This window comes from Komagataeibacter xylinus (assembly GCF_009834365.1).
Classification (GTDB): domain Bacteria; phylum Pseudomonadota; class Alphaproteobacteria; order Acetobacterales; family Acetobacteraceae; genus Komagataeibacter; species Komagataeibacter xylinus_D.
The window spans coordinates 719,102-746,030 of sequence record NZ_CP041348.1 but is presented as its reverse complement, the minus strand read 5'-3'; the positions used below and the strand labels follow the sequence as shown (position 1 = coordinate 746,030).

Below are 26,929 nucleotides of genomic sequence, written 5' to 3'. Positions count from 1 at the left end.
TTTTGGCGATTTGATTTACGGTTTTTGGGGTAGCTTTTGATCTGCGTTTTGAGCAGATCGGGGACTGCCCTCCCGCTGGATGACTACGCGCTCGCGTTCAACCTTTCGAGGAAGAGGAAGCGGCGCATGTTGTAGACGATATTGGCCAGCCCGATCCTCATGGTGGCCCGGGTGATACCGACAGTTCGGATGAACAATCCCGTCTGTGATTTCTGGTCGGCAAAGACGTGCTCGACGCGTGATCGGATCACGGACTTTCCAGCATTCGATTTCTGGATATGTCGGGGCATAGGCTTGAGATGCGGCTTTTTTCTGTGAACCTTTGAGACAAAACCCTCTTTGTCCATGAAGTCCTCATTCGCTTTCGAGCGATAAGCTGTATCAGCCCAAACGCTTGAGGCCGTATTGGTTTTATCTAACAGCCCCTCTCTCAATCGCGCACCATCACTGGCGGCGGCATCCGTCGTCTTCCATTTTCGGATGAACCGAAACTTCCGGTCGATGGAGATGTGGGATTTGTAGCCAAAGAACGGGATGGCGAGATCGCTCGACGGTATGGTTCCATCGTCCTGCCGCTTCGCCTTCGTGAACTTAAGTGTCCATCGTGCATGACGATCCTTGTGCGACATCTTTGCGGGCTTGTCCTGCCAGTCTTCTGGAATACGTCCCGCCCGGAGATCCGCTTTCTCCCCTTTGGTATTGCGCTGCTTTGGCGCTGCCACCAGCGTGGCATCCAGGATCTGGCCGGACATCGGCAGATACCCAGCGTTACGCAGGGTGGCGTCAAAGCGCTCGAACAGCTTCTGGATGGCGCCTGCCTCGGTCAGACGCTCGCGAAACAGCCAGACCGTTTTGGCATCGGGCACCCGGTCCGACAGTCCCAGACCGAGGAAACGCATGAAGGACAGGCGGTCGTTGATCAGATATTCCGTTCGCTCGTCGGAGAGATTGTTCAGCGTCTGGATGACCAGGATCTTGAACATCAGCACCGGATCGAACGGGGGACGGCCGCCTTTGCTCCTGTCTGAATAGGCCAGAGCCTTCTCCAGATCAGGGCGGAACGCCTCAAAATCCACAGTCCGGGAAAATGCCTCCAACTGATCGCCAAGCCCGCTTAACCGGGCAAGCCGCTCGTCAACATCAAAGAAACCCGGCTGCTTCATGAGCCATCCCCCCAATCATCACACAAGGTATGGAATCACAGCCACCAATTCAGAGCCAAGGGGTTTTTCGAACCCTCCCAGTCGCACGAATATTCCCGATGCGCCTAGCGGCTTCCGGGCCATCAGTCGTGCTGCGGCACAAAGACTGATCGTTTTCAATGATTATACTTACACGCTGGAAACAATTATTCAGGCAGGTCAAAACAACATGACCATTGTCTCGGTTCCAGTGCATGTAAACGATGATCTTCGACCCTCGAGATTGTTGAAAAGCATTCCATCTTATATAAAACGTAGCATTGTAACCATTGTACGTATTTTTATAATTTATAGTCCTTTCCGATTTTTTGGAACAATTGGGGCGATCACCTTCAGTATCGGTTTTTTGATCGGTCTGCGCTTCATGTGGTATTATTTTACGGGATCAGGAAATGGACATATCCAGTCCCTGATCCTGGCGTCGGTCGCCTTGGGGATGGGCTTTCAGACATTTCTGGTGGCGTTCCTCGCTGACCTTCTCGCAGCGAACCGCAAATTGCTGGAAGATATCCGTTTCAAGGCATCCAATCTGACACCCGATACGGTTTTTGAATTGTCTGAGACAGATACAGGCAGACAGAACAATACGTTCAGGCAGGATACGGATAAATCTTCATGACATCAAAAATATCTCCCACTTTTCAACGTATTCTGCATTGGGGTGGGAGCGGATTAGCTTTATCCGGTATTATTTTTGTTGCGATTAAACTGTATTCATACTGGTCAAAAATAAACATATCAGTTGTTACGCCTCTTTCATGGTGTTTGATCTGCCTTCTCATTGTTATTTATGGAACTGCAAGTCATTTACTTGGTCTGTCATGGTGGTATATAATAAAATATTTTGATGTGCCTATAAAAAGACTTAATGCAATCAGGATTTACGGTCTGTCCCAGCTTGCCAAATATGTACCTGGCAATATTTTCCATCTAGCCAGTCGGCAGATCAGGGGCATGGCAGAAGGAATACCTGCAGGAATACTGACCAAATCAATGATCTGGGAACACGGGCTCCAGTTCATAACCGGATCGTTGTTTGTCTGCGTTATATCATCGTACGCGTTTCCTTCCTTTACGCCATTTTTTGGTGTTATATTACTGATATCGGTTTCCATCGCCATAATTGGTTTCTTGTGGAAATTTGCAGGCAAGCATCTGGCATGGGCATTCTTTTGGCAGATGATTTTTCTTTTTATCTCAAGCTCGGTTTTTTCTCTTGTTCTGAGAATAATATCTGGGGAAAGTAATATTACCATTCAACAATGGATTTTCATTGGTGGTTCTTATATTATTGCCTGGCTCATTGGCATGGTCACACCAGGCGCGCCTGCCGGTGTAGGCATTCGTGAAATGATTCTGCTCTTTTTTCTCAAAGGTATTGTGGTGGAAGCCGATCTGCTGATGGCCGTTTTTTTAGGGCGGATGGTCACAGTTATGGGTGACTTACTGTTTTTTGTAAGTGCTTTCTTAATGCCCCGTCCGTCTTCCATATCGTTGAACAAATAAGAAATCCTGCCCTGATCTGCTGGAAGGTTACAGAAGTCGTCCCCGATGTTCAGGCGGCGCGATAAGCGCTACCCGACTGACGTGCCGCTCTTGCATCCTTGTATGGCGGTCTGAGCAGAACCTGGCGGGCATGCGTCAGGGGCGTGAACAGTGTCGCGTTGTGCCAGTATGGTATCTGCAAGAAGACGTTTCAGGTGGCTGCTTTTGCCTTCCAGTGCTGTCAGGCGTTTCGGTGCGGAAACCTTGAGTCCGACATAACGGTATAGAGCGTCGTGTCACTGGTCCCGTGGCTGCTGCAAAGGTTGGAGACCTTCAGTCCGGCTTCCGGTTCCTGCTCGACTAGAGCACGCTGCGAATAGATTGAATCATAGGATTCCAAAAGGGCGTCTGATGTGATTCAAGATGAAGACTGGTGAAGGAGGCCAGCCTTCATGCCAAAAGCTTACTCGCAGGATTTACGAGACCGCGTGATTGATGCGGTGGAGAAAGACGGCATGAGTTGCCGGGCAGCGGCGCGGCGTTTCGGCGTGAGTGATTCTTCAGCGATCAAATGGGTGCAGCGCGCAAGACGCATCGGAGATCGGTGCTGCGCCGGCACGGGCGGGCATCGTCCCTCGAAAACCAGACCTGAACGGGCCTGGCTGCTGGCCATCATTGATGCCGAACCTGATATCACCCTTGCGGCGCTGTCGATCCGACTGCGCGAGGAGCGTGGCGTTCAGGCCGACACAGGCATGCTCTCGCGCTTTTTCCAATCCGAAGGGATCAGCTTCAAAAAAAAGCGTGCTGCCCTGCGAGCAGGATCGGCCTGACGTCGCGCGCAAGCGTAAATTCTGGAAGCGCTATCAGGCCGATATAGATCCCACGCATCTGGTCTTTATCGACGAAACCTGGGCCAAGACCAACATGACGCGCACGCACGGCCGTTGCCGCAAAGGTGAGAGACTGAGAGCCAGAGTCCCTCATGGCCACTGGAAGACACTGACCTTTCTGGCTGCCTTGCGTCATGACCGGATCACCGCACCCTGCGTTCTCGACGGACCGATCAACGGGCGCAGTTTTTTGGCCTATGTCGAGCAGTTTCTGGTTCCAACACTCAAGCCGGGCGATATCGTCGTGCTCGACAATCTCGGCAGTCACAAGGGCGATGCGGTTCGCAAGGCCATTCGGGCTGTCGGGGCGAGGATGATCTTCCTGCCGCCCTACAGTCCCGATCTCAATCCGATCGAACAGGCCTTCGCCAAACTCAAGACTTTGCTGCGAAAAGCCGCAGAGAGATCCGTTGAGACAACATGGAAACGCATCGGCGAACTCATCAAATGCTTCTCTCCACGGGAATGCGCCAATTATCTCAAGAACTCAGGATACGCATCAATCTAATCACAGAATGCTCTAAACGCTTCCTGAAACGGGTTATATTTTTGGAGGCACGTCAGGCAGCGTCAGAGGTTTTTCGCATATACCTTTCAGAAACTGTCAGGATAAGCGCAAGAAGAGTGCTGAAAACAAGCCAGACCGAATATCGGAAATGAGCCGCCGGGGCAAGAATGAAGAGGGGCAGTTCTATCATGATGCCACTTAATACGGTTATGGCAGGCAATGCACCAAAATAACCCGTTTTATGGAGAACGAGTGATCGATATAGATAGAAAGACAACAAATACAATTCAATCAAAGCGTAAATCCATACTTTATAGATTATCCATTTTTTTTCTTTATCAAATACTGAATGCATTATTTTATAAACAAGTTTATGAAATTTAAAATCAATGCCATATGCGTTGGGCGTATCTATGCCGATATAGAAATACGGTAAATAAACTTCATGCGTAAGGCCGAGGAGCGTTTTGGCCACGTGCATGCGATGTGCGGCATATGCGCCAGGATCATGAATGATTGCTTTTAGCCAGTCCTTGATCAGTCGCTTTTCCTGCACCGGCGTCCACTGTTGCCTTACCTCCGCTGGCGTCAGGTCTGGAGAAGATTCAGCGGCGCTGGGCACCCTTGTGTTGGCGTCCCAATGAGAGCGTAAGCGCCCGACAAAATCCGGGCCGGGTGTTTTTGGAACATAATCAGGAATGACATCTTTATTTTCGGCCACGCTGATTGCTGTCAGGTCCCATACAAGAACTGTGCCAAGTTGTGGCACGTGTTCGACGCCAATGGACAAGGCTTTCTGGCCAAGCACCAGAACCAGGAATAAAGAAGCAAGAATTTTCATGCAGGCTGGAACCGGCGCAGGAAAATTCCTGGCAAAACGCCATGCAATGTAACACATCAGTGGAATGACGCCGGTTATGGCATTATGCCGCAAGGAAGCGGCAACAAACAGGGCCACGCCTGCCATGACAAGCCAGCGTTTTCTCTCGTCAGTAATCTGGACTGCCAGGCAGGCGACAGTAAGCGCCAGAAAGGCCATCATGCCTGCATCGGCCCATAAATGGAGCGAGGTGATGTAAAGCGGTGGCCAGAAGCCGAGACACCCGATCATGATGACACGACGCCAGGACCGTCTGGACACCGCGCAGGCAAAGAGAAGAATGGCCAGCCAGTAAATGATCTGATCAAAGAACAACAATGTTCCGGGTGATTTTGTCACCACACAGAGTGCCCGCCAGATATAGGACATGATGGGTGGATGGACATCGGTAAGGGGTTCCAGCCCAAGAGCCTGCCCATACTGATAAAAGGAATCAAAGCTCATGAACCCGGGGAAGAACACGCAGCTTGAAATCATGGCCATAAAGAATGAAAAACATGATGGCATTATATAATTGTTTTTATAATTCATGTTTCCATTCTCTATAAATTTTCTGCATCTTATAAGGCGCCCTGAACAGGTGCAACATATGCTGGACTTTGAAGTTCAGCGGATGAACCATTATTGATCGATGTGAATTGCCCCATGTTTCTGAAGACGTTGTTGTACGGGCCCGGCGTCTGGCACGCCTGTCGGGCTGGAGCGCCCGCTGATGCGGCGAGGCTGTAAAGTGGTGCGATATACCGTGTGACCGATCTCGGTCCCACTCTTCTGCCGCCTGTGTGGTCTTGCAGAAGTCACGACCGGATGGATCTTTGCTGCACGCGTTTGTAACGGCAAAAGAACGGTACGGCGCTGGCGGCAAAAGCCATGCCGGCCTCGGCATCATGACCCTCCCTGAAATGCCCGGCCGGACAGGCTGTTAGAGTATTTTTAATTCTTTACGCCGATATTTTTCCTCCATGTCAGTTTTGGTGCTGTTGCCTTGCTGGAACTGGAATTTATGCCATGGGGGAAGAAAATGTCTGGTGGCCTAACCACGGGTATGAACCGTTCCAACAGGGGCAGGTATGACGGGGGCGGCATGCCCCCCAATGGCGCCATGCCAGGCGCGAAACCCACGCCGGAGAGGGCGGAAGCTGCATCCCCCGGCACAACGCATGATGCCGATCTGCACCTCATGACCGATGAGGGTATTACCCTGCGCAAGATGCGCGATGCCAATCGCTATGCGGTCTTCATGCTGCCGCCCGGTGTTGGCGCCGTGCGGATCATGTCGCGCACCGTCCGCCCGGCCGGCATGGCTGGTGCCTGTGGCGATGAGCGCCGCCCGCGTGGCGTACTGGTCCGGCATATCAAGCTGTTTGAAGGCACCGTGGCCCGCCATATCGTGATGCATCTGGCCCAGAAAGCTCCATCTGGGTGGCATGATGGTTTTTACGCGCCGCGCCCCGAACCCTGCCGCTGGACGGATGGACAGGCGTTGCTGGATCTTGGCCCGCGTCATCCCGGCATGCTGGGCGTGCTGTGCCTGGAGGTTCTGGCCGGAGGGCCATATGGAGTGGTACCCGCAGGCAGCGCGACAGCCGCGCCGCCTGAAGTGGAGAGACCGGTTCAGCAATAACAGGAAGTTTTTTTGTGTCGTTTTTTTTCAAAAAGCTTCAGAGGGTGCCGCCATCAGCAAACAAAGGCGGCACCCCAAAACGCGAGGCGCTGTTTTCAAGCGCTCTATGAAGCCGCAGGGCAACCATCTGCGAAGCCCGCCAGGAAAATCTGCACCGCCCTGCGAAAGCGCGGGCGCATGCCCTGCTCGCTCCATGCCTGATCGGGCGCGCAGGCCAGGCTTTGCAGCATCAGGTCGCCAATGGTCATGCCAAACAGCATGTTGCCGTACATCGATATGTTCTCCACCGGCCCGTTCCGCGCACGCACGTAGCGGTCGAGCCAGGTGGTGAGCACATTGTCCTTTCCGCCCGCGCGCAGGCTGGTCAGGATCTGGCGGATATCTTCCGACTGCTGCGATTCGGTAACGAGTGCGCGGATCAGGCTGATGCGGTCAGGCCGCAGGATCACGCTGCCAAGCCGCATGAGCAGTTCGGTCAGTTCCTCCACCGGGTCGGCCATGTGCAGGCATTTGCCGGGGCTGACATTGAACAGCCTGCTGCTGACCAGCGTGCGGAACAGATCCTGCTTGGAATGGAACATGAGGTACAGCGTGCGCTTGGACATGGCTGAATGCTGGGCCACCTTGTCCATCGAGGCCGCATGATAGCCGCATTTCTGCAACACTTCGCTTGCCGCATCGAGAATGCGTTCGCGGCGTTCGCATTCCTCCATTTCCGGGGGGCGACCGGGGCCGCGGCGCGGGGTATCACAGTTATCATGCATGGAGCCGTGTCCTTCCCGTCCAATCTTGCTCATTCGTAATCTGTTCCGGCCATTTTTGAATGGGCGCACTGCTTGACCGCCTTATGGAGACGATATAGTTTTCCATTCATTGAAAACCAAATGGTTTCCTTATTTGGCTTTCATATGGCGGCCATGTGCGGCAAACAGCACGGACGTGATTCAGAAACATTTTTAGATTACGGCCTTCAAGCCGGTTGGTGACCATGATGCAATATTCCCGTGTCGTAGCCCCGGCGGCTCTGATACTTGCCCTGGCGGGGTGCCAGAAGCATGCTGCCGCCCCCAAGATGCCGCCGCAGCCCGTCACGGTCATGACGCTCAAGGCCGCCCCCGTGGAAATCCACACCCAGTTGCCGGGCCGAACCGAGGCGTTCGAGATCGCGCAGGTGCGCCCGCAGGTCAGTGGCGTCATCCAGAAGCGTCTGTTCGTTGAAGGCACGGACGTGCAGGCAGGCCAGCAGCTCTACCAGATCGATCCCAGCATCTATCAGGCCGCAGTCGACAGCGCGCAGGGCCAGTTGCTGCATGCCCAGAGCAGTGAGGTCACGGCACGCGCCAAGCTGACCCGCTACGGGCCGCTGCTCAAGGCCCATGCCGTCAGCCAGCAGGAATATGACGATGCACTGGCCGCCGAGCGCGCGGCCCAGGGCGATATCCTGAGTGCGAAGGGCCAGCTCGAGCGTGCTACGGTCGATCTGGGCTACACCCACATGAATGCCCCGATCACGGGCCGGATCGGCCGCTCCATCCTGACCGTGGGTGCTCTGGTCACCGCCAACCAGACCAACAATGTCGCCATCGTGACCCGGCTTGACCCGATTTATGTGGATGTGAACCTGCCCGCGACCGAACTGCTGCGCTTCAGGCGCGAGCTGGCGCAGGGGCGGCTGACGCGCGCGGGCAACAATGCCGCCTCCATCAGCATCACCCTGGAGGATGGCACGACCTACGAGCATTCCGGCAGCATGGAATTCTCGGAAGTCAATGTGGATGAAGCCACCGCCACCGTTGTGGTCCGTGCGGTCATGCCCAACCCCGAGCGGCTGCTGCTGCCGGGCATGTACGTGCACGCCCAGCTGGCCGAGGGTCTGGACCCCACCGCCCTGCTGGTGCCGCAGCAGGCCGTGCAGCGCAACTCTCACGGTGACCCGCAGGTATGGGTGGTCGATGCCGATAACAAGGTCAGCCTGCGCCCCATCACGGTCGGGCAGGCCATCGGCACGGACTGGCTGGTGACCGACGGGCTGAAAAGTGGCGAGCGCGTGGTGCTTGACGGGGTGCAGAAAATCCACCCCGGCGACACCGTCACCCCGCAGGATGCGGCCGAACCGGCCAAGGCAGGATAATCCCCCATGTCTCTGTCGCGCTTTTTCATTGACCGGCCTGTCTTCGCGTGGGTGATCGGGCTGATCATCATGCTCGTGGGCGGGGTGTCGATCTTCCGCCTGCCCATCGCGCAGTATCCCTCCATCGCCCCACCCCAGATCGCCATTACCGTGACCTATCCGGGTGCGTCGGCCGATACGGTGAACGATACGGTGGTGCGCCCCATCCTGCAGCAGATGTTCGGGCTCGATCACCTCGAATACATCTCCTCGCAGTCCTATGCCTCGGGGCAGATGGAAATCGATCTCACCTTCGCGCAGGGTACCAACCCCGACATCGCGCAGGTGCAGGTGCAGAACAAGCTGCAGCTTGCCCAGCCCAAGCTGCCGCAGGAAGTGACTGCCCAGGGCCTGAGCATTACCAAGGCCGTCAAGAACTTCATGATGGTGCTCGGCTTTATCTCGACCGATAACAGCATGAGCGGTGCTGATATTGCCGATTACGTGGCCTCCAACATCTCCGATCCGCTCAGCCGCGTGACCGGCGTGGGTGACCACACGCTGTTCGGCGCGGAATACGCCATGCGCATCTGGCTCGACCCCTCAAAGCTGTACAAATACGGCCTGACCGTGGGCGATGTGCAGACCGCGATCCAGACGCAGAACATCCAGGTTTCATCAGGCGAGCTTGGCGGCGTGCCCGCGGTCAAGGGCGCGCGACTCGATGCCACCATCATCGGACCGACGCGCCTGCGCTCGCCCGAGGAGTTCGAGAAGATCCTGCTCAAGGTGCAGCAGGATGGCTCGCAGGTGCGCATCCGTGACGTGGCCCGTGTCGAACTGGGGCCGCAGACCTACAACACCCATTCCTTCTATAACAACATGCCGGCCTCGGGCATGGCGCTCAAGCTTGCGCCGGGCGCCAACCAGCTCCAGACCGAGAACGCGGTGCGCGAGCAGATCAGGGAACTCGAGCAGTTCTTCCCGCCGGGCCTGAAAACCGTCTACCCGCTCGATACCGAACCCTTCATCGTGCTGTCGATCAAGGAAGTGGTCATTACGCTGATCGAGGCGATCGCGCTGGTGTTCCTGGTCATGCTGGTGTTCTTGCAGAACTTCCGCGCCACCCTCATTCCGACCATCGCGGTGCCGGTGGTGCTGCTGGGCACGTTCGGCATCCTGGCCGCCCTTGGCTTTTCCATCAACACGCTGACCATGCTGGCTATGGTGCTGGCCGTGGGCCTGCTGGTTGATGATGCCATCGTGGTGGTGGAAAACGTCGAGCGCGTCATGACCGAGAAGAAGCTCTCCCCGCGTGATGCGGCCCGGCAGTCGATGGATGAAATCTCGGGCGCGCTGGTGGGCATCGTGCTGGTGCTCACGGCGGTGTTCCTGCCCATGGCTGCCTTTGGTGGCTCGACGGGCGTGATCTACCGGCAGTTTTCCATCACCATCGTCGCGGCCATGTGGCTTTCGGTCGTGGTGGCCATGGTCATGACACCGGCCCTGTGCGCCACCATGCTCAAGCCCGGCACGCATGAAAAGACCACCGGGGCCGCAGGCTGGTTCAACCGCCATTTTGCGCGCATGACCACGGCCTACCAGAACGGGGTAGGGCGCGTGCTCGGGCATGCGGGCCTGTCCATGCTGGTGTTCGTGCTGATTACGGCAGGTGTGGGCTGGCTTTTCATGCGCCTGCCCGGCGGCTTCCTGCCCGATGAGGATCAGGGCCTGATCTTCGGCCAGGTCACCATGCCTGCAGGGGCCACGCTGGAGGAGACGGCGGCCGTCAACCGCAAGGTGGCGGACTACGTTCTCAAGACCGAGGGCAAGAATGTCGAATCCGTCTATTCCACGAACGGGTTCAACTTTGCAGGGCAGGGGCAGAGTGCTGGTGCCTTCTTCATCCGGCTCAAGGACTGGGATGAGCGGCCCGCCGCCAGCCAGACCTCGGCGGCGATTGCCATGCGTATCATGATGCATTTCTGGATGGATCCGGTCGCCCAGATCTTTGCCGTCAACCCGCCCGCCGTGCTGGAACTCGGCAACGCCACCGGATTCGACCTTGAACTTGAAGACCGTGGCCACCTGGGCCACACCAAGCTGCTCGCGGCGCGCAACATGGTGCTGGGCATGGCCGCCAAGGATCGCCGCCTGACCGCCGTGCGCCCCAACGGCATGGAAGATGCGCCGCAGTTCCATCTCGATATCGACCGCGAGAAGGCCAATGCGCTGGGCATCACCATTGCCGACATCAATACCACCATCGAGGGCGCGCTGGGGTCGATCTACGTCAACCAGTTCCTGCGCGATGACCGCGTGAAGCAGGTCTACATCCAGGGTGAGCCCGATGCGCGCATGATCCCCGATGACCTGAACAAATGGTATATCCGCAACGCCGCCGGCGGCATGGTGCCGTTCAACGCCTTCGTGTCCGGGCAGTGGATCATGGGGCCGCAGAAGGTCGAGGACTATAACGGCCTCAATGCCTTTGAAATCCTTGGCCAGCCCGCCGCGGGCTACAGTTCGGGGGATTCGATCGCTGCCATGAAGGAGATCCTGGCCAAGCTGCCCACAGGCGTGGGGTATGAGTGGACCGGGCTTTCGTTCGAGCAGATGGCCTCGGGCTCTTCCACCGGGCCGCTTTACGCGCTGGCGGTGATCGTCATCCTGTTCTGCCTGGCCGCCCTTTATGAAAGCTGGGCCATTCCGTTTGCCGTGCTGCTGGTCATTCCGCTGGGCGTACTGGGTGCGATCGTGGCCACCCTGCTGCGCGGCATGGCCAATGACGTGTATTTCCAGGTGGGGCTGCTGACCACGGTGGGGCTGGCGGTGAAGAATGCCATCCTGATCGTGGAATTCGCCAAGGCGTTTTTCGAGAACGGGGCAACGCTTGAGGAATCGGTGCTTGAAGCAGGTCGCGAGCGCCTGCGCCCCATTCTCATGACCTCCATCGCCTTCGTGGTGGGTGTGTTTCCGCTGGCCATTGCCACGGGGGCGGGTTCGGCCGCGCGTGTCGCGATCGGCACCGCGGTGGTGGGCGGCATGCTCACGGCCACCCTGCTGGCGGTGTATTTCGTGCCGCTGTTTTTTGTGGTGGTGCTGCGTCTGTTCCGCGTCAGGCGCCTGTCCGAGCGGACCAAGGGAGCGTAATGCCATGACCGTTCTCCCCACACTCAGGCGGGCGGGTGCCGCGACACTGGCGGCCATGCTGCTGGCGGGCTGCACCATGATCCCGCATTACAAGCGCCCCACCCCGCCGCTGGCGACTTCATGGCCTGCTTACGCCACCACGGGTGATGCGGTGGCCGAGAACCCGCTCGCGGCCAATCTGGGCTGGGCGGAGTTCTTTACCGACCCCCGGCTCAGGGCGCTGATTGCCATCGCCATCCGGCAGAACCGCGACCTGCGGGAGGCGGCAGCCGATATCCGCCGCGCGCAGGGGCAGTTCGACATCCAGCACGCCAGCCTGTTCCCCGCCATCAGCGGCGGTGGCGAGGCGATGTTCCAGGGGCCGTCGGATGCTGCGGGCCTGAGCTTTGCGCCTGGCCTCGATACCGGCAACCCGCCCATGTTCAAATATTACCAGATGGGCATTGGTGTCTCGTCGTATGAGATCGACCTGTTCGGGCGCATCCGCAGCATGTCGCGCGAGGCGGCCGAACATGCGCTGATGCAGCGCGAAAACGCGCGCGCCATGCTGATCAGCATCATCTCGCAGGTGGCCACGGCCTATGTTTCATGGCTGGGTGACCAGGCCTCTCTGCGCCTGTCCGATGAGACGATGGCCTCGCAGGAGGCCACGCTGGAGATGGTGAAGGCCCGCTTCGCCCATGGCGAAACCGACCAGATGACCCTGCGCCAGACGGAAACGCAGGTGGCGCAGAGCGGGGCCTTCCGCGATGAATCGCGCCGGCATGTGCGGCAGGATGAAAATCTGCTGACCATGCTGATTGGCCAGCCCATCCCCGATAACCTGCCGCCTGCCAGCCCGCTGGGCCAGCAGACCATCATGCAGGACCTGCCGCCGGGGCTGCCAGGCGAGGTACTCGAACACCGCCCCGACATCATGGCCGCCGAGCATGACCTGCTGGCCGCCAATGCCGATATCGGCGCGGCCAAGGCGGCGTTCTATCCGCGCATCACGCTCACCGCATCCGATGGCATCAGCAGCCTGCAGCCGCACAAGCTGTTTACATCGGCTGCGACCACATGGGGCGTGTCGCCGCAGTTGCAGGTGCCCCTGCTCAACTGGGGGCAGAACAGCGGTAACCTGAAGGCCTCGCGCGCCATGCGCGCGGCCAAGGCTGCGGCGTATGAAAAGGCGGTGCAGTCAGCCTTCCGTGAAGTAGCGGATGCGCTGGCCGCGCGTGACACCTATCGCGACGAGACGACGCAGATGGACCGGTATGTCTCGACCTCGGCCGATGCCTACAGCCTGGCCATGATGCGCTACAGGGCGGGGACGGATTCCTATCTTACCTCGCTGGTGTCGCAGCGCACGTTGCTGCAGGCGCAGCAGTGGCAGATTTCGATTGCGGTATCGCGCTACCAGAATCTCATCACCCTTTACCGCGCTCTTGGCGGCGGCTGGACGGAACATACGCCCGTGCCCGCACCGCCCAAAGGGCAGCAGGTGACCAGGAAAGGGTGAGGTCAGAAGTTTTCGGGCGCCGTCTTTTTAAAGGCGGCGTTCTTCTGAAGCTTTTCTCTTGTGTCCTCAGTCCATGTGGTTGCCGCTGCGGCCCTGCTTGATGCGGCTGCGGTGTTTCTTGTTGTCCACCCGCTTGCGGCGCTGCGTGCGCGAGGGGCGGGTGGGCACCCGGTAGGCCTGTACGTGGCTGGCCTCACCAATCATTTCATGCAGGCGGGCCACGGCATCCTCGCGGTTGCGGATCTGGCTGCGAAAGCGGCGCGCGGTCAGCACGATTACGCCATCCGCCGTCATGCGGCTGCCAGCCACCGCAATCAGCCTGCTTTTGACACGGGCGGAAAGCGAGGGAGAATTACGCGCATCGAAACGCAACTGCGCTGCCGTTGCCACCTTATTGACGTTCTGCCCGCCCGGCCCCGAGGCCAGGATATAGGTCACATGTAATTCATCATCAGGGATGGTGGGGGGCGGCATGGCGGTTTACGGTCCTGAAGGGGGGTAGATGCGGCAGCCGCCTATGAGCGGCCCTGCGTGGGCGGCATTGCTGTACCGGCTGTTTGCTATCACCATGCCTGCCGCGAGATGACAAGAGCGGAGGAACACAATCATGAACGATCAGGCTGAAACGGACCAGTTGCGCAAGGTTCTGGCGCAGGCGGCGGGTGATGCGGCGCAGGCCAAGGTCATGCCTGTGGTCAAGATGATCGCAGCCCAGCAGATCGTTGTCATGGACCTCATGCAGATGCTTGTCGAGGCGAAGGTGCTGCATGCCGATGAAATCGCCGCCCGCATGCGCCATCACATTGAACATACCGATACGAAGGACATGGCCGCGCGCGCCCTGTTCGAGCAGGTGCGCGCCCGCTTCGCATCGACCGCCCCAAAAACCTGATTTGCAAGGAAGGTGTTGCACATGGCCGATCATCCTCCTGCCCTGCGGGCAGAAATCGTGGCGCTGAAGGCGGAACTCACCCGCCTGCGTGAAGAACTCGCACAGGCCCGCAAGACCATACAGGACCTGAACCTGCAACTGCGACGTGATGCGTCACGCCCGGCCAAGCGCTGAATGTGCCGGACTGAGGAGGAATCTACCATGAAAGAGGAACGCGACGCCGCCGGTCGGGCCGTGGTCTACCCTACCGTCAGCTGCGGGGCGGAGGCCGTGCAGGATTCCATTGTGGTGATGGACCTGTTCATGGCGACTGCACCCGAGCACATGCCCAAGGGCGATAAGCGCGTGGTGACCGTGCTGCCGCCCGAGCTGGCCCTCAACCTTGCCGAGCAGTTGCGCAAGGCCGCCGAGCGCATACAGTCCGCCCACGCCGAAAAGCCGGGCACCGCCTCAACCCCTGCGGCCTGACAGCGCCCGTATGCCCCCGTAGCGCAGGTTGACCGCAGCCTGCCCGCCCTGCACGGTGCGGATGGTGAGGGTGTTCTCCAGCTTGCTGCGTATGGCTTTTTGCGAGGCCATGTGCACGATGCCCACCGGCGCATGTGGAAAGAACAGGTTGGCCAGCGTGCCCGTGGTTTCATCAAGCAGCCAGGGGCCGAGATAGTTGTGGCTGTTATCGAGAAAGGTCACGCCCTGGCCATCGATATACACGGCCAGGGCAATGCAGAGCTGGTCCTGGGTAAAGGCCATGTGGCGGCGGGGCAGGATTTGCGCCTGCCACTTGCGCAGCACCGGCCAGATGGGGGCGTGGCGGTGCAGGCAGAACACGCCCGCATTGAGCAGTGGCTTGGCCCCGATGCGCCTGCGGATGGCAAATGGCAGCCGGGCGCGGGTGGCGTTTTTATACAGGAACGAGCGGATCTGCATCCATCCGGGGCAGATCCAGCGCACGCCCAGCAGGTCGGCCCACTTGGCGCCGATTTCGGGCACGATGGCGATGGTCTGGTTCATTGCCGCGGCAAACAGCCGCTCAAGCGCCTGCCCGTCCTGCACCCATGTATCGGCATCGAGCCACAGGATCAGGTCAAAATCGGGCAGGATCTGGTCAAGCCACAGCTTGCTGATGTTGATGGCAAGGCTGGGCTTCTCTGCCAGCGCCCGCCGTGGCGCGTAATCGGGGATGTGGGGTGCAAGCACCCGCACGCCCAGCCCGTGCAGCACCGTGCGCTGCTGTGCGGTCATGCCGCAGTCGATCACACCGATGGTCGTATCCGTATGGTTGCGGATGGAGGTGATGAGTTCGGCCGTCAGTTCAAAATAGGTGTGGTCGCACCCGGTCACGATAATGCGGCGGGAGCCATGCGTTTCAGGGCGGTCAGGTGGCGTCATGACCTTATATAGGCACAGGACGGCGCGGGCGGGAATACGCGGTTTTTTTCAGGTTCTGGCAATAGCGGGCGGGGTGCGGTAACGCGCGCTCAGCGCAGGGTGGCGAAAGGCCATGATGGCGCGCAGGCTTTCATGCGCGACCCATGCCTCGTTGGTGGTGCGTGAATTGCCATGCACGCGGTAGCGGCACAGGATCTCGGGCACATAGGCGGCCTGGAAGTCGCGGTCGATGAATTTCAGCCAGAAATCGTAATCTTCCCAGCCTTCATCAATATGGCTGTAGCCATCCACCGCAACCCAGACCTCCCGGCGCAGCAGGGCCATGACGTCCACGTAATTTTCACGCACGATCTGGGCGGGGTCCCATATGTCAGCCGAGCCGATGCGCTGCTCCTTGCCAAAATATTCAAGCTGGCAGTAGGTCGCATCAAACCCGCCATCCACCGCCGCCTCGTGCAGGCGGGCAATGGCGCGGGGGTAGATCATGTTATCCGCATCCATGACAAACACGAACGCCCCGACCGCGTGGCGGAATGCGGTATTGCGCGCGGCTGAAGGGCCAAGGTTGCGCGTATGCACCACCAGGGTGCAACGCCAGAAGCGGGCGTGGTTTTCTTCCATCCACGCGGTGATGAGGGCAACCGAGTCATCCTTGCCCGAGCAGTCATCCACCACCACCAGATCAAGGGCGGCGTGGGTCTGGGCGGCGAGGGACTCAAGGGCTTCGATGATGTAGCGGCCATAATTGAAGTTGGTCACGCACAGGCTGACCAGATCGGCAGGCTTCCTGCGGCGGTGCTTGAAGGCGAAGGCGGTCTGGTCGGTCGCCATCCAGGGGGCAGCGATGCTCATTCTTCCGGTGTGCTCCATACATGGGCGATAAAGTCGCGGATGCGCGTGCAGCACGCCCGGTTTCCCGATGGCGTGCCGATCAGTTTCAGGGCGCTGCGGCGGATGGCCTCGGCCCTGACCTGCCCCTCTGGCGTGTGGGTGAGCCATTCGATCAGGTTGGGGATATGGCGGCCTGTTTCTTCAAGAAAGTGCTCGCCCGCCCGGAAGACCGGATGCGGCAGGCACGGCTCGGACACCACCACCGCCCCATTGGCCATGGCGCCCTTGACGATGCGGTGCCATTCAAAAAAACCGTAATCATCGCGGTGGATGTTCAGCGCAATGCGCGAATGCCCCGCCACATGGGTAGCCAGGCGCGAGAGCGGCCGGTCGCGCGGGCTGGTATCGATGGGTGTCGTGAATTTGCGGTAGTAGAAATAGGTGCGGTACTGCGCGAAGAAACCGGCATTGCGGGCAAAGAATTTCTCGCGGTGGGCGGAAAGGCCGCCAAAAAAGCTGATATCCAGCCCACGGGCTGCAAAAGGCGTTGCAGGGTCGGGGCGCTTGCGGCACGCGGGCGGCAGGATGCGCACCATGGGGTGCTGCATGTCGTCTTTTTCCAGATAATCCCGCGTGGTACCGATCGTGGGGGTGAAATGGATGGCGGGCAGCCCGGCCTGCCGGAAGCTCTCGGCCATCTGGTGGCAGATATCGATCACGCCCGCAGCCATGAGCATGAAGGGCAGACCGCGCTCGAACCACAGGGTCTGGGGCTGCTCGGTATTGAACATGATGGCATCGCGGATGATGGCACCCGTAGCCCAGTCCCGCCCGCGCCCGAGATGGAAGAATTCATGCGGGGCGACAAAAATGCACAGCGCTGGCCGATCATCAATGCTGGCGGTCTCATCAAGCAGGCGACAGTCCAGCCCGGCATCGCTCAGGCTGCGATGCAGGTCGGCCGCGATTTCGTGGATGAAGACATTCCCGGCTGAATTGTAATAGATGCCAATGCTTTCGGGCACCGGGCCGCCGGGGGTGAGGTAATCCGCATCATCCAGCCCTTTTGCTGCGCACAGTGCGCCGAGTGTTTCGGACACGCGGAGCGGGCTGAAGATGCGCCGCCCTTCGGGCACGCCATAGAGCAGGGCGTGCTCGGCCATGTCCGTCATGTCGCGGTCGAGGTCGCGGTTGCTGTCGTGATAGGCGCCGGGTTCAAAAAACGGCAGTTGCTCGAGCGTGCGCACGCCGATGCTCAGGTCCTCGAGGTGGAAGCGCGTGAGCAGGCCCTGATGGGCGACATGGCAGCCCGCATGCGTGTGCAGGAAGTGAATGAAGGGATTGCGGTTGCGCGCCCCTGCATCGGGGTGCTGGATCAGGTAGGCATCGGGCCGGAAGTTGCGGTTGGGCTGGCGGCCTTCACGGTAGCCGTATTTGACGTAATGCAGCAGGGGATCGAGTTCTGATCCGGCCACATCCGTATAGGTGGCAAGATAGAAGGCGGCGTCGAACTGGCCGGACTCCCTGATCTGCTGGAGGTCCTGTTGTTCCGTCGGTGTCAGTGTCAGGAGCAGGTCCGCGGACAATGGCTCTTACCTTGGCTGGGGGCATCATGGGGCGTGCCGGGGCACATCCCTCCTGCTAGGGCACATCCCTTAAGAATTGATTATTGCACGGGCGGTTTTTGCTGCTGGAGCGCGGGTTGCAGGCCGTATCCTGTACCGTGCAGTCATAAAAGCCCGGTTATGCGGGCATGCCGCCGTGGCCCGGCATCGGAATCGGGTGTTATTTATCCGGTATTATCAATCATGATGTATATAATGGAGCGGGCAGCCAGAAAGGCCCTGGCGTGCGGCGTGGGCGGAGGGCAGGGGTCAGCCCCGTGCATGCCCGCGGCATGACAGGCTCACGGCCGCTCTGCTAACATGGCGGCTGGAAAAAGCGGGCCCAGCCTTGGGGCACAGACAGGGAGATCGGGTGCATGTATCCGGCCCAGATGGATGAAGATAAGGGTCTGCGGGCCTTTGCGCGGCGGCACTGGTGGGCCTGCATGAGCGTGCCGGTGCTGCTGTGCCTGGGAACGGTATTCGCAGGCTACCTGCACTGGAGCGCGCGCAGCGAGGCGGATTTTTCCCAGCACAATATCCTGATCAAGCATTCGCAGGAGGAAGCAGCCTATGCCCAGCAGCTTGCCCTTGATGACCAGATCATCATCAGGGACCGCAAGGTCTTCCTTGATTTTACCCGCGAGGACTTCGCCCGCATCGCGCCCCCTACCCAGATGGCGTGGCTGCTGAAGGAATACGCCAAGTTCGATATCAGCCGCGTCAAGGTGTATGACGGGCACGAGGCCCGGCCCTTCACGCCCGCGCCCTGTTCGGTGGCGCTGTGCTTCGTGCCCATTTTCGTGGAGGAACTGCATGATGATCCGCTCCACAACAGCAAATACATCCAGGTCGGCGCGCTGGAAGACATGTCACGTACGCTGATTGTCGATGCCGAGCAGTTCTGGCGGTTGCGCAAGCTGGTCCTGCGCGTCGATGCCATCCTGTTTGCCGACCGGCGCGAGCAGATGAGCGAGTTCGAGAAGGAGATGCAACTGCGCAGCTCGCTTGACGTGCTGCGCGCCGATGCCCAGAAAATTCACTGAGCGCGTGTTTAAAACCGGGCGCTGATCAAAATGTGCGGGGACGGCTTTTTTCCCGAAGGCTACGCTGTGCGATACGTTCCGAAAAAAGCGTGCCCCAGAACTTCCGTCATTTCCAAACGCTTTGTGAATATACAGCGCTTCGTTCCTTCAGGAGTCTCCATGACCGGTTCTCTTCCGCATCCTGCCCTGTCCGTGGTTCCGGTCATTCTGTCAGGCGGGAGCGGCAGCCGGTTGTGGCCCGTCTCGCGCAGTGCCTACCCCAAGCAGTTCTGGCCGCTGGTCTCGCAGCGTACCCTGGTGCAGGAAACCGCGCTGCGCAGTCATGGTCCGGGTTTCAGCGCGCCGATCGTGGTGTGCAATAACGAGCACCGCTTCATCATGGCCGAACAACTGCGCGAGGTGGGCATAACCGCGCCGCGCATCCTGCTTGAGCCGGTCGGGCGCAATTCCGCTCCCGCCATCACGGCGGCCGCCCTGCTTGCGGCCGAGACCGACCCCGATGCGGTGCTGTGGATCATGGCCGCCGATGCCGCGATGCAGAAGCCGCAGAACGTCGCCCCGGCACTTGCGCTGGCGGCACAGGTGGCGCGGGCCGGGCGGATCGTAACATTCGGCATGACCCCCACGCGGGCCGAGACCGGTTATGGCTATATTGAAAAGGGAGAGCCGCTTGCGGGGTATGACGGTGCCTTCGCGGTTGAGCGGTTTGTTGAAAAACCCGATGCCGCCAACGCGGAGCGCATGCTTGGCTCGGGGCGTTTTTTATGGAACTCGGGCATGTTCGTGTTCACCGCCCGGACCCTGCTGGGCGAGATGGAAAAATTCGAGCCCGCCATTCTCGCCGCCATGCGTCTGGCCGTGCGCGAGCGGCGGTCGGACATTGATTTTGAACGGCTGGACCCCACGGCGTTTGCCGCCTCGCCCGATATCTCGATCGATTACGCCGTGGCCGAGCGCACTGACCTCATGACCGTCATCCCCGGTGATTTCGGCTGGTCGGACGTGGGCAGTTGGGATGCGCTGTGGGAACTCGGCCCGCAGGATTGTGCGGGCAACGTGGTCAGTGGCGATGTGGTGCTCAACAACACCACCAACAGCTACGTGCGCACCGATGGTGTCCTGACAGCGGTGAGCGGGGTGGAAGACCTGCTGGTGGTGGTCAATGAGGATGCGGTGCTGGTCACCCACCGCCGTCATGCGCAGGATGTGAAAACCATCGTGGCCCGGCTGAAAAAGGCCGACCGCCCCGAAGCCACTGCCCATCGCCGCCGCTACCGCCCCTGGGGTTTTTATGAAACGCTGATCGTGGGCACCCGCTTCCAGGTCAAGCGGATCGTGGTGGAGCCGGGGCGGATGCTGTCGCTGCAGAAACATTATCACCGCGCCGAGCACTGGGTGGTGGTGGAAGGCACGGCGCAGGTCACGCGCAACGGGGAGGACATTCTGGTGCGCGAGAACGAGAGCGTCTACCTGCCGCTTGGCGCCACGCACCGGCTGAAAAACCCCGGCCGCATTCCGCTTACCCTGATCGAGGTCCAGTCCGGGCCGTATCTGGGCGAGGATGATATCGTGCGGCTTGAGGATGCGTACAGCCGCGCCTGACCGGGGTCATGGCAGGTATCGGAAGGGTTCATATTTCCTTCATAAAACTGTCATGGACATATCATTTCCATTACGGACACTAATTTTTTATTCTCCGGCCTGTCGGCTGCAAGGCCAGACACGTCTGTATTCTTCATGTCGGAGAACATGAGTATTATGTCTTTTTCTGCTCGAATGCTTACCTGTGCCCTGCTGGCAAGCGCCCTGCCCGTCATGGCCCATGCTGCTGACATTACAGGGGCCGGTTCCAGCTTCGCCGCACCCATCTATGGTGCCTGGGGGGCGGATGCGCGGAGTGCTGCGGGCGTCAACCTGAATTATCAGACGGTCGGCTCCTCCGCCGGGCAGAACCAGATTCTGGCGGGCACGGTTGATTTTGGCGCCTCCGACGTGCCGATGGATGCGCAGAAGCTGGAAAACGCCCATCTGTTCCAGTTCCCCACGGTCATGGGTGGCATCGTGCCGGTCATCAACCTGCCCGGTATTGCCGCCAACCAGATCCAGCTTGATGGCCCCACGCTTGCCGCCATCTATCGTGGCGAGATCGAGCAGTGGAACGACAAGCGCATCGCAGCCCTCAATCCCGGCGTAAAACTGCCTGACACGGCAGTCGCCACCGTGCACCGCGCTGATGGCTCGGGCACCACGGCGGTGTTCACCGGCTATCTCGCCCGCGTCTCGCCCGAGTGGCGCGAGGGGCAGGGCGCAGGTGCCTCCATCGCCTGGCCCGGCGGCATTGGTGCGCGTGGCAATGATGGCGTTGCCGCCTCCGTGCGCAACACCGAGGGTGCGATCGGCTATGTCGAATATGCCTTCGCAGCCAACGCGCACATGGTGACCGTCAAGCTGAAGAACCATAGCGGTGCCTATGTCGCCCCCGATATGGACAGCTTCAAGAGCGCTGCCGAGGCCGCGGACTGGAAGGACGCCTCCCACTTCGCCGTTGACCTGCTCGATACGGCGGGCGCTGGCGCATGGCCGATTGTCTCGCCCACCTATGTGCTCGTGCCGGTGCCCACCGCCAAGGCCGACCATGGGGCAGCCGTGCGCAAGTTCTTTGGCTATGCGCTCAAGAGCGGAAATGCGGCAGCCTACAAGCTTGACTACGTAACGGTTCCGGACACGGTCAAGACCGAGATCCTGCGCCAGTGGGACAGCGCTAAATAAAATCCCTGATCAAGTAACGATATAACAGAACCGCCCGGTTTCCGGGCGGTTTTTCTGTATGGAGGATTGTCATAAAACCTTCATGAAACTGTATTGGAAACATAACACACAAAACTGTGTCGTGCCCTTAAATGAACCCATTCTTCATTACGGAATGGTTAATATGATTCGCCGCTCAGCTGCTTCACTGTTGCTTGGTTCCTCCGCCCTGTGGGGGGCGTGTTCCCTGCAGCCGGCTCATGCGGCATCGGCTTCCGATGCTGCCCAGATTCAGGCCCTGCAGCGCGAGATGCAGGAAATGCGGCGCGAAATGTCAGGCCAGATCAGCGTCCTGCGTCAGCGCCTTGCCCGTGCTGAAGTGCACGCCCCCAACACCACCGCCGCCAATGCGGCGCAGGCCCGCCGGGTTGCCGCCGCCAATGGCCAGCCCCTGCCCGAAAGCTACGCGCGTGACATCCATATCGGTGGCGATACGGGCACGGGCAGCAATTTTGGAAGCGTGATGCAGAAGGCCGATCTCGGCACGCCGCCGTCCGATCGTGGCGTTTCCTCCTCCTGGGCCTCCTTCCGCGCCGCGACGGAAAAGGAAGAGGCCCTTCACCTTGGTGGCATGATGGTCGGCTTCCCCGGTGGCCGCCCGACCATTTCATCTGACGATGGCATGTATGCCATGTCCATCGGCCTTGCTTTCCATGAAGATATCGGTGGCTTCATGGGCATGTCCCCGCGGCGGGGCGAGGCGCGTGGTGATTTTTCCAGCCTGACCGAAAACGCCCGCCGCCTGCGTATTCCCATCTCGTTCCGCTACAAGAACTGGATCGCCAACATTACGCCTGACTTCGGCAACGGCACGGGCGATGGCTCGACAACGCTGTATGAAGCCAACCTGAACTACGCGGGCTTTCACAACACCATCCTGACCGCCGGTTACTTCCAGCCGCGCGTGACGGAAGAAGACTCCGAAAGCTCGAACGAATTCGAGATGATGGAGCGCCCCGCCATTACCGATATCGTGCGTAACATCGCTGCGGGCGATGCGCGCATGAGCCTTGGCGGGTTGCATTATGCCAAGCGCTGGTGGATTGCCGGTTACGTAACAGGCCAGAGCTATGGCGCGCGTGGCGGCTCACCTGAAAAGGTAACCGGCGTCAACAGCTATACCGGCATTGCCGATAGCCAGAGCGGTGCCACCTTCCGCGTGGCGGGCCGTCCTTACATGTCCAAGGATATTGACGTGCATGTTGGCCTGTCTGGCATTACCGCGTTCAAGGTGGCGGAAAATGGCGGTTCGCGCAGCTACACCTTCTCCGAAGGGCCCGAGGTCAACCTGACCACCACCAAGTTCCTCAGCACGGCAGTGGGCAACGTGGGCAGCATCTGGTCTGCCGGTCCCGAACTTGGCTTTCGCTGGAAGCGCCTGGTGCTGAAGGGTGAATACTATCACATCGGCGTAACCCGTGGTGACAACTACGGCGCAAGTGCCGCCAACCGTGGTTCCGTCAATTTCCAAGGTTACTATGGCGCGGCCAACTACACCCTGTTTGGCAAGGCGCGTAGCTACAACATCAAGGAAGGTGCCTTCGCTGCTCCGGGTGTAGACCATGCGTTTGACCCCGCCCACGGTTACTGGGGCGCACTGGAACTGTCCGCCCGTTACAGCGTGGCGGATCTGGACAGTGCCCTGGGCACCCCCGGTGCCATCCGCGGCGGGCAGCAGACGGTCTGGTCGGCAGGGGTAAACTGGTATCCCAACCGCCACTTCCGCTTCATGCTTGACTTCAACCACATCATCGTCAGCCGCAACAGCGCTCTGTATGACCTGTATGGCCGCGATGGCAATTCCGTTGCCGGTCGTATCCAGGCCGCTTTCTAACAGCCTTCCGGGCGCCGCCCTGTTTCATGCGGGCGGCGTTTCCTGAAGTTTTGAAAAAAGCTTTACGACAGACGCGTTCCTGATTTTCAGAATGTTCCGTGGGTGGGTGTTTCACGCCGCTTTCAGGTCACCACGGTAAGCCGCATTCAAGGGGGCATGCGCCTCATGGTTACGCAACGGGCCGCATGGTGATGCCATGCGGCCCGTTTGCATGCGTGCGGTCCGTGTTCAAGTGTGCACGGGGCGTGGGCTTACGGGAGTGCCAGCGGCATGTCGGTGATCATGCCCGCCTGCAGCAGGGTGGACAGCTTGCCCATGGCCTCGCTGCGGTCCACCGATTTACCATAAGGCATGTTGGGCCGCAGGCGTTCCTCCAGCCGGGCTACCGAGCCACGGCGTGGCCATGGGCGGCGCAGCAGTTCCTCCACCAGGGCCGGGTGCCGCCACGGAATGTCGATCCATGCGGAGGCATTGCGCACGCTGTCGGCTTCCGCGCGCAATACCTGCGGGAACAGGGCCACGAGCGTGCGCGTGCCAAGGTCCAGCATGTCGGGTGAGGTTACGGCAACTGGCTGGCCGCGCACATGGCGCAGCAGGCTGCGGATCAGCGTTGTGCCATTATGGCACAGATGGCCGATCTGGGTCAGGCGCGGGTTCATTTCTATGAAGTGATAGGTGCCAGTTTTGGCGCAACGCACAAAATCCAGCCCAAAAAAACCCGAAAGCTGCAGGCTGCCGCATGCCACCCGTGCCGCGTGCTCCATATCCGCCGACTCGGTGATCTCGATGACCGTGGCCGCCCCCGTGCGCCCCTGATAGGCCACCACGTTCGCCCCCAGCGTTGCAATCACCTCGCCGCGCCAGCACGCTACCATGATATTGGCGGGCATGCCGGTTACATGCGCCTGCGCCATGACCGGCGTGGGGCGGCGGCTTGAGGCCTCCATGAAGGAATAGATGTCGCGATCCGCCAGCAGCACGCGCAGCGCGCAGGCCATGCGCGCGGGCTGCGACAGGCGGCGGAAGGCTGCCATCGCCTCAGGCGGGGTATCGGCAATGACCACGCCCGACCCGCCCCAGCTCCGGTCGCGCTTGAGCACCCACGGGCCGGGTGTGCGTGCACACCACGCGCTCATGTCCTGCGCCGTGTCGAGGGAGGCTGCGGCAGGAGTGGGTACGCCTCTGGCCCGGAGCGCATCGATCAGCTTGAGCCGTGTTTCGGCATAGCTGAAGAATTCAGGCTGCCCGAGCGAACGCTCAATGGTTTCACGGCACAGGCGGCCAGCCTCGGTGCCGGGGTCGGCCTCGGCATGGGCCTGGTGCAGGGCCAGCACCACCCGGTCATCGGCGGGCACGATCAGGTCGGGCCGGATGCGGGCCACGGCCTCGGCCAGAACGCCGGGGGCGGCGAAATAGGGGTAGCGGCTGAAGCTTTCGATGCCATCGAGGCAATGCAGCGAATGCCCCTGCGGGCAGATGGCATGCACGCTCACCCCGCTTTCGATGAATTCCAGCGCTGCCCGCGTAATGGCGGACCACCAGACGGAGGAGACGATCAGAACTGTAAAATCATTTTTCATGGGTCGGGACTTTCCAGTTCAGGTCATGGTGGCCATGACCGGCAGGGGAAGTGTTACGGGGCGAAAGCCGGCTGCGGGATGGGGGCAAAGGCGCGCTGCCGCCTGAAACGCGCCGTCAGCCTGCGGGCGGTAAAGCGCGCGCCCCACGCAAAGCGCAGCAGCGGGCCAAAGCTGCCAGCTGCCATCGGGCCGATGAAATACAGCCCCGGCACGCTGGATTCGAAGTGGCGGGACAGCGCGGGCATGCTGTCTTCCGTGCGCACGGCGCGCGCCAGTGCGGGGTCAACAAAAGGCAGCTTGTCAACGGCAACCTGCACACCGGTGCCCAGAAAGACGTGGTCCACCTCCACCGTGCGGGTCAGGCCGGTCTGTTTGTCGCGGAAGGTCAGGTGAATGGTGCCCTCGTGCATGGCGGCGGCGGTGAGTTCCACGTTGAGCCAGATCGGGACCTTCTCGCGCACGACCTGCCCGGTCACCCAGCCCGCCGCAGGCCCCAGATGCCCGCGCGTGATGCGCAGCCGCAGGCGCGCGGGCAGCATGTGAAACACATCAGGCAGGTCACACGCCATGCGCGAGCGCCAGCCCGTGCCAAGGCCGGAGAGGGGTTTCTTGATGCGCGTGACCAGCCGCCTGAGCGGGCTGAGTTTCTGCGGCGGGTTATTGATCCATATCTTGGGCCGCCGGGTGCAGATGAAGGTTTCCGCTCCCGCATCATGCAGGAAGCACGCCGTATCCACCGCCGATGACCCCGCCCCGATCACCGCCACACGCTTGCCCGCGAAGCGGGCGAACTCCGTCTCGTCAAACGTATGGCTGATCCGCTCGCGCGGCAGGCCGCGCACGGCGGGGGGCAGGTAAGCGAAATGCTCGATGCCCACCGCCAGCACCACGTTGCGCGCCGTGACGCTCTCGCCGTTTTCCAGGCGCAGTGCGAAGCCTTCGCCCGCACGCGCAAGTTGCGTGACCAGAAAAGGCCTGAGCTGGGGCACGTGGGTTTTCTGGAACGTCTCGCCATATTCCCGAAAGACTTCGGCGGGAATGGGCACGCCCGTTGGCGCGTAAGGGTAGCCCCGCGCACGGCAGAAATGCGCCAGCGTGAACTTCCGCGCGGGGTCGAACAGATCAAGCGCAAAGCCTTCCGCCTTGAGCCGCAGGGCAGCGGGCACATGGTCGCGCCAGAACGCCATGGGCCGCCCGAAAATACGGAAATTCACCCCCCTCTCGCGCAGATGCGCCGCAAGGGAAAGACCATAGGGGCCAGCCCCTATAATGGCGATGTCGGTATTCATCAGTAATCCACCAGCCTGTAGGTTCGGAGTGCGAACAGTGATCAGTAAAAGTGTGGAGATGTGAATCTGTATTGGGCATTCATGACAGATGCCGATGTGCTTTTTGCATGGGAAACAAAGGTTTACGTGTCAGAACGAAGGCCGGATCACGATCTGGCCATACGTTAACCATACATTTACCCTATGAAAGACAACAATCGTAAAAAGACAAATATATGTAATAGATATGTGATCTGGCAAAAATAGCACAGTTACTCACCGTAAACCGTACGGTTTATAGTCTGCACGTTATGGTTGCAA

Annotated in this window: 23 protein-coding genes; 14 read left to right on the top strand and 9 right to left on the bottom strand. The window is 59.9% G+C overall.

All coding sequences use genetic code 11. The features are described 5' to 3' along the window. Positions 1 to 83 precede the first annotated feature (83 nt). A complete protein-coding gene (locus FMA36_RS03475; RefSeq protein WP_010516652.1) occupies positions 84 to 1,163 on the bottom strand; it encodes an IS5 family transposase in 1,080 nt (359 codons plus the stop codon). Between FMA36_RS03475 and FMA36_RS03470 the strand changes: the two genes are divergently transcribed. The 3 genes from FMA36_RS03470 (at position 1,162) to FMA36_RS03460 (ending at position 4,088) form a co-directional block, all read left to right on the top strand. Next, positions 1,162 to 1,821, top strand: a complete 660-nt coding sequence (locus FMA36_RS03470) for a glycosyltransferase family protein (protein ID WP_206065172.1) — start codon at positions 1,162 to 1,164, stop codon at positions 1,819 to 1,821. The two genes, FMA36_RS03475 and FMA36_RS03470, sit on opposite strands and share 2 nt — an antisense overlap. Next, complete coding sequence (locus tag FMA36_RS03465; protein WP_159260854.1) at positions 1,818 to 2,708, top strand: hypothetical protein; 891 nt, start codon at positions 1,818 to 1,820, stop codon at positions 2,706 to 2,708. The genes FMA36_RS03470 and FMA36_RS03465 overlap by 4 nt, the downstream gene beginning before the upstream one ends. 431 nt (positions 2,709 to 3,139) lie before the next feature. Then, positions 3,140 to 4,088 (top strand): IS630 family transposase gene (locus FMA36_RS03460; RefSeq protein ID WP_159260215.1). Its coding sequence is split into 2 segments (ribosomal slippage): positions 3,140 to 3,502 and positions 3,504 to 4,088, totalling 948 coding nucleotides; the frame shifts between segments, so codons are not numbered across the junction. 52 nt (positions 4,089 to 4,140) lie between these two features. Here FMA36_RS03460 and FMA36_RS03455 read toward each other — a convergent pair. After that, positions 4,141 to 5,499 (bottom strand): hypothetical protein, encoded by a 1,359-nt coding sequence (locus tag FMA36_RS03455; protein ID WP_159260852.1) that lies wholly within the window; start codon positions 5,497 to 5,499, stop codon positions 4,141 to 4,143. Between the two features lie 490 nt (positions 5,500 to 5,989). On the opposite strand from FMA36_RS03455, the gene FMA36_RS03450 reads away from it, so the two are divergent. Next, a complete protein-coding gene (locus FMA36_RS03450) occupies positions 5,990 to 6,592 on the top strand; it encodes a hypothetical protein (protein ID WP_159260850.1) in 603 nt (200 codons plus the stop codon). A 104-nt stretch (positions 6,593 to 6,696) separates the two neighbouring features. Here the strand turns inward: FMA36_RS03450 and FMA36_RS03445 are convergent, their stop codons facing one another. Next, complete coding sequence (locus tag FMA36_RS03445) at positions 6,697 to 7,389, bottom strand: TetR/AcrR family transcriptional regulator (RefSeq protein WP_240906464.1); 693 nt, start codon at positions 7,387 to 7,389, stop codon at positions 6,697 to 6,699. Positions 7,390 to 7,580: 191 nt separating this feature from the next. Between FMA36_RS03445 and FMA36_RS03440 the strand changes: the two genes are divergently transcribed. Genes FMA36_RS03440 through FMA36_RS03430 form a run of 3 tightly spaced genes read left to right on the top strand, consistent with a single transcriptional unit; the run spans position 7,581 to position 13,356 of the window. Next, positions 7,581 to 8,723 carry an efflux RND transporter periplasmic adaptor subunit gene (locus FMA36_RS03440; RefSeq protein WP_159260848.1) on the top strand — a complete coding sequence of 381 codons (1,143 nt, stop codon included), beginning with the start codon at positions 7,581 to 7,583 and terminating at the stop codon, positions 8,721 to 8,723. Positions 8,724 to 8,729: 6 nt separating this feature from the next. Beyond that, a complete protein-coding gene (locus FMA36_RS03435; protein WP_159260846.1) occupies positions 8,730 to 11,855 on the top strand; it encodes an efflux RND transporter permease subunit in 3,126 nt (1,041 codons plus the stop codon). Between the two features lie 4 nt (positions 11,856 to 11,859). After that, a complete protein-coding gene (locus FMA36_RS03430) occupies positions 11,860 to 13,356 on the top strand; it encodes an efflux transporter outer membrane subunit (RefSeq protein WP_159260844.1) in 1,497 nt (498 codons plus the stop codon). 66 nt (positions 13,357 to 13,422) lie between these two features. Here FMA36_RS03430 and arfB read toward each other — a convergent pair whose 3' ends face one another. Beyond that, positions 13,423 to 13,830, bottom strand: a complete 408-nt coding sequence (arfB, locus tag FMA36_RS03425; protein ID WP_159260842.1) for an alternative ribosome rescue aminoacyl-tRNA hydrolase ArfB — start codon at positions 13,828 to 13,830, stop codon at positions 13,423 to 13,425. A gap of 133 nt (positions 13,831 to 13,963) precedes the next feature. Between arfB and FMA36_RS03420 the strand changes: the two genes are divergently transcribed. The 3 genes from FMA36_RS03420 to FMA36_RS03415 are packed head-to-tail and all read left to right on the top strand — an operon-like array spanning position 13,964 to position 14,716. Further along, the gene (locus FMA36_RS03420) at positions 13,964 to 14,248 is read left to right on the top strand and encodes a hypothetical protein (protein ID WP_159260840.1); all 285 of its coding nucleotides are present in this window, start codon (positions 13,964 to 13,966) and stop codon (positions 14,246 to 14,248) included. Between the two features lie 21 nt (positions 14,249 to 14,269). Further along, positions 14,270 to 14,422 (top strand): hypothetical protein, encoded by a 153-nt coding sequence (locus FMA36_RS19125; RefSeq protein ID WP_167518004.1) that lies wholly within the window; start codon positions 14,270 to 14,272, stop codon positions 14,420 to 14,422. Positions 14,423 to 14,449: 27 nt separating this feature from the next. Then, positions 14,450 to 14,716, top strand: a complete 267-nt coding sequence (locus FMA36_RS03415) for a hypothetical protein (protein WP_206065170.1) — start codon at positions 14,450 to 14,452, stop codon at positions 14,714 to 14,716. Here FMA36_RS03415 and FMA36_RS03410 read toward each other — a convergent pair. The 3 genes from FMA36_RS03410 to FMA36_RS03400 are packed head-to-tail and all read right to left on the bottom strand — an operon-like array spanning position 14,699 to position 18,054. Next, entirely contained in the window at positions 14,699 to 15,637 is a 939-nt protein-coding gene (locus FMA36_RS03410) for a glycosyltransferase family protein (RefSeq protein WP_159260836.1), read from the bottom strand. The two genes, FMA36_RS03415 and FMA36_RS03410, sit on opposite strands and share 18 nt — an antisense overlap. 48 nt (positions 15,638 to 15,685) lie before the next feature. Continuing rightward, the gene (locus tag FMA36_RS03405; RefSeq protein WP_159260834.1) at positions 15,686 to 16,489 is read right to left on the bottom strand and encodes a glycosyltransferase family 2 protein; all 804 of its coding nucleotides are present in this window, start codon (positions 16,487 to 16,489) and stop codon (positions 15,686 to 15,688) included. After that, positions 16,486 to 18,054 carry a CgeB family protein gene (locus FMA36_RS03400; protein WP_159260832.1) on the bottom strand — a complete coding sequence of 523 codons (1,569 nt, stop codon included), beginning with the start codon at positions 18,052 to 18,054 and terminating at the stop codon, positions 16,486 to 16,488. The genes FMA36_RS03405 and FMA36_RS03400 overlap by 4 nt, the downstream gene beginning before the upstream one ends. Before the next feature lie 410 nt (positions 18,055 to 18,464). On the opposite strand from FMA36_RS03400, the gene FMA36_RS03395 reads away from it, so the two are divergent. From FMA36_RS03395 to FMA36_RS03380, 4 genes are all read left to right on the top strand, one after another. After that, on the top strand, positions 18,465 to 19,118 hold the full coding sequence (locus tag FMA36_RS03395; RefSeq protein ID WP_240906463.1) for a hypothetical protein: 654 nt from the start codon (positions 18,465 to 18,467) through the stop codon (positions 19,116 to 19,118). Positions 19,119 to 19,277: 159 nt separating this feature from the next. Further along, positions 19,278 to 20,720, top strand: coding sequence for a mannose-1-phosphate guanylyltransferase/mannose-6-phosphate isomerase (locus tag FMA36_RS03390; RefSeq protein WP_159260828.1), 1,443 nt, complete (start codon positions 19,278 to 19,280; stop codon positions 20,718 to 20,720). A gap of 174 nt (positions 20,721 to 20,894) precedes the next feature. Further along, the gene (gene pstS, locus FMA36_RS03385) at positions 20,895 to 21,887 is read left to right on the top strand and encodes a phosphate ABC transporter substrate-binding protein PstS (protein WP_159260826.1); all 993 of its coding nucleotides are present in this window, start codon (positions 20,895 to 20,897) and stop codon (positions 21,885 to 21,887) included. 163 nt (positions 21,888 to 22,050) lie between these two features. Continuing rightward, positions 22,051 to 23,760, top strand: coding sequence for an OprO/OprP family phosphate-selective porin (locus FMA36_RS03380; protein ID WP_159260824.1), 1,710 nt, complete (start codon positions 22,051 to 22,053; stop codon positions 23,758 to 23,760). 251 nt (positions 23,761 to 24,011) lie between these two features. Here FMA36_RS03380 and FMA36_RS03375 read toward each other — a convergent pair whose 3' ends face one another. Beyond that, complete coding sequence (locus tag FMA36_RS03375; protein WP_159260822.1) at positions 24,012 to 25,340, bottom strand: ATP-grasp domain-containing protein; 1,329 nt, start codon at positions 25,338 to 25,340, stop codon at positions 24,012 to 24,014. A gap of 53 nt (positions 25,341 to 25,393) precedes the next feature. Continuing rightward, positions 25,394 to 26,629 carry an NAD(P)-binding domain-containing protein gene (locus FMA36_RS03370; protein WP_159260820.1) on the bottom strand — a complete coding sequence of 412 codons (1,236 nt, stop codon included), beginning with the start codon at positions 26,627 to 26,629 and terminating at the stop codon, positions 25,394 to 25,396. Between the last annotated feature and the right edge of the window lie 300 nt (positions 26,630 to 26,929).